1 protein-coding gene and 1 pseudogene are annotated in these 2,243 nt (G+C 62.2%); both read right to left on the bottom strand.

Translation table 11 applies throughout. The features are described from left to right. Positions 1–274: 274 nt before the first annotated feature. Positions 275–1,039: a PIG-L deacetylase family protein gene (locus tag ACE04F_RS16285; protein WP_486108255.1), complete on the bottom strand. Its 765-nt coding sequence runs from the start codon at positions 1,037–1,039 to the stop codon at positions 275–277. A gap of 244 nt (positions 1,040–1,283) precedes the next feature. After that, a pseudogene (locus ACE04F_RS16280) lies at positions 1,284–2,243 on the bottom strand (glycogen debranching protein GlgX); the annotation flags it as partial.

Genomic DNA, 2,243 nt, shown 5'->3' with positions numbered 1-2,243 from the left:
GGCCCTTCGCGGCGGGCCCACGGAGCAATGCCGGAGTGAGGGCACACCGAGCCTAGGCGAGGTGCCGAGTGGTGGGGCAAAGCGCTTTTGGTTACTTTTGGCTGGTCCGGCTCCCGGCTCTTCCAAAAGTGACCCGCCATAAGGGCGGAACCCTAAGCGGCCGTTACCAAAAAAATGGATATGTACCCAATCAAACCGCCTTCGCGAGCAAGCTCGCTCCCACAAGGTTGTGGTGCACGGATAAACAGGCCCTAGCCACAGGACGGGGGACTGATCAGATGAAAACGATTTCATACGGCATGCCCATGCGGTCGAGAATCACCCGGGGTACCAGCGGTGCGATACCGCTGGCCGGCTCACCGTTGAGCTGGCTGGAGTAAGCGTGCATGGCGTGGCGCTTGCGGGCGGTGGTCCAGACATCCAGGCGCAGTTTGCGAGCCCGATGCCAGGGGATCCTGTTCTGCTCGCGGACGGGCCAATGCCACGCCCAGACCGGCAGCTCGTTGAACACTGCACCGATCGCTTCGGCTGCCTGGGCCCCGGCGCGTCCGACAGTGTCGTGGTCGCTGTCGCCGTCCTGGCGCCAAGTGCTGAATACGACGTCACCGGGGCGAAGATGATGACCGATAAACGCGGCCAGTGGCTCCTCGTGCTCGGCCAGGCTCTTTTCTGAAAAGCCGCCGCGCACCCACTGCAGGCCATTGGGCGGCACACCCAGGCGATGCAGGGCGTCGACGCTTTCCTGGGGGTGGGGGCGGAACATGCGCAGCCGCTCATCGTTCCATAATGGCGAACCCGGATGGCCGAGGCTGCCGTCGGTGACGGAGATCAGTAGCATGGGATGGTCCAGGTTGCTCAACAACTGGAGCAGTCCGCCGCAGGCACCGACCTCGTCGCCCGGGTGCGGCGCAAGGATGACCGCGCGGGAGCCGGCGGGTATGAGTGTCTGGGTGCTGATGATAGGAATGTCGGCCAGTTGCGGCGCGCTGTTCCATATCTGCCGGTGCTGCCGGCCTTGCAAGCGGGAGGCGGGTTTCATAGAGGCTACGTCCTTGTGCTGTTCAATCGTTCAGTCACGCGCCGGACCGACTGCCCGGCGTCGCCCCGCAGGGCTGACTGTGATTCGCGGCGCTCCGAGTCCTGGAACCGCCGTACGCGAAGTATTGACTATGCTGGCTGTTTCGTCGCGTCAGATTGTGTATCTGATCCGCTTTTTTTTATTCTAACTGCGTCGTATGAGCGACTGGAAAAACCGCGTCCCTGCGGTTTGTCGATTTGCCGTGTTATTCCTCTTCGTCGCGTTGCAGCTCGAACAACAGCAACGAGCGGCCGGTGACGGAGTATTCGGCATCAAAATCGAAGCGCTCCTGGCCGCGCACCGTCGGCTGATTGGTGTCTACCATGCACGTCCAGAAACTGCCTTCCGGCACTTCCGGCAGGCGGAAGTTGACGATGTCATGGTGTGCGTTGACGACCAGCAACAAGGTCGCGTCGGCCCCCTTGCGGCGGATACCGGTTTCCTGGGCGCGCCCGTCCATCAGCATGCCCAGGCAGCGGTTCTGGCCGTCCTGCCAGTGTTCAACGGTCATCTCGTTGCCATCCGGGGCCAACCAGGTGACATCCTTGACGCCGATGTCCTCGTTGTAATTGCCCACCAGGAAGCGTCCGCGCCGCAGAATCGGGTAAGTCAGACGCAGCTTGATCAGACGCTTGACGAACTTGAGCAGCGCCGCGCCATCCTCGCTCAGGTCCCAGTTGACCCAGCCGATCTCGCTGTCCTGGCAGTAGGCATTGTTGTTGCCATGCTGGGTGCGGGCGAACTCGTCGCCCGCGACGATCATCGGCGTGCCTTGGGCGAGCAACAGCGTGGCGAAGAAGTTACGCATCTGCCGATGGCGCAACGCGTTGATCTCGGGATCATCCGTCGGACCTTCGACGCCATGGTTCCAGGACAGGTTGTTGTTGCTGCCGTCCTGGTTGTTTTCGTCGTTGGCTTCGTTGTGTTTGTCGTTGTACGACACCAGGTCGTGCAAGGTGAAGCCGTCGTGGGCGGTGACGAAGTTCACCGAGGCATAAGGGCGTCGACCGCGCTGGTTGAACATTTCGCCCGAAGCGGTCATGCGGCTGGCGAAGTCGGCGAGTTGGCCGTCGTCGCCTTTCCAGAAGGCGCGCACGGTATCGCGGAATTTGTCGTTCCATTCGACCCAGCCCGGCGGGAACCCTCCGACCTGGTAACCTCCAGG

This window comes from Pseudomonas sp. AGC41 (assembly GCF_057334555.1).
Note: the sequence above shows the minus strand (reverse complement) of the source record. Positions and strands in the feature narration are given on the sequence as shown.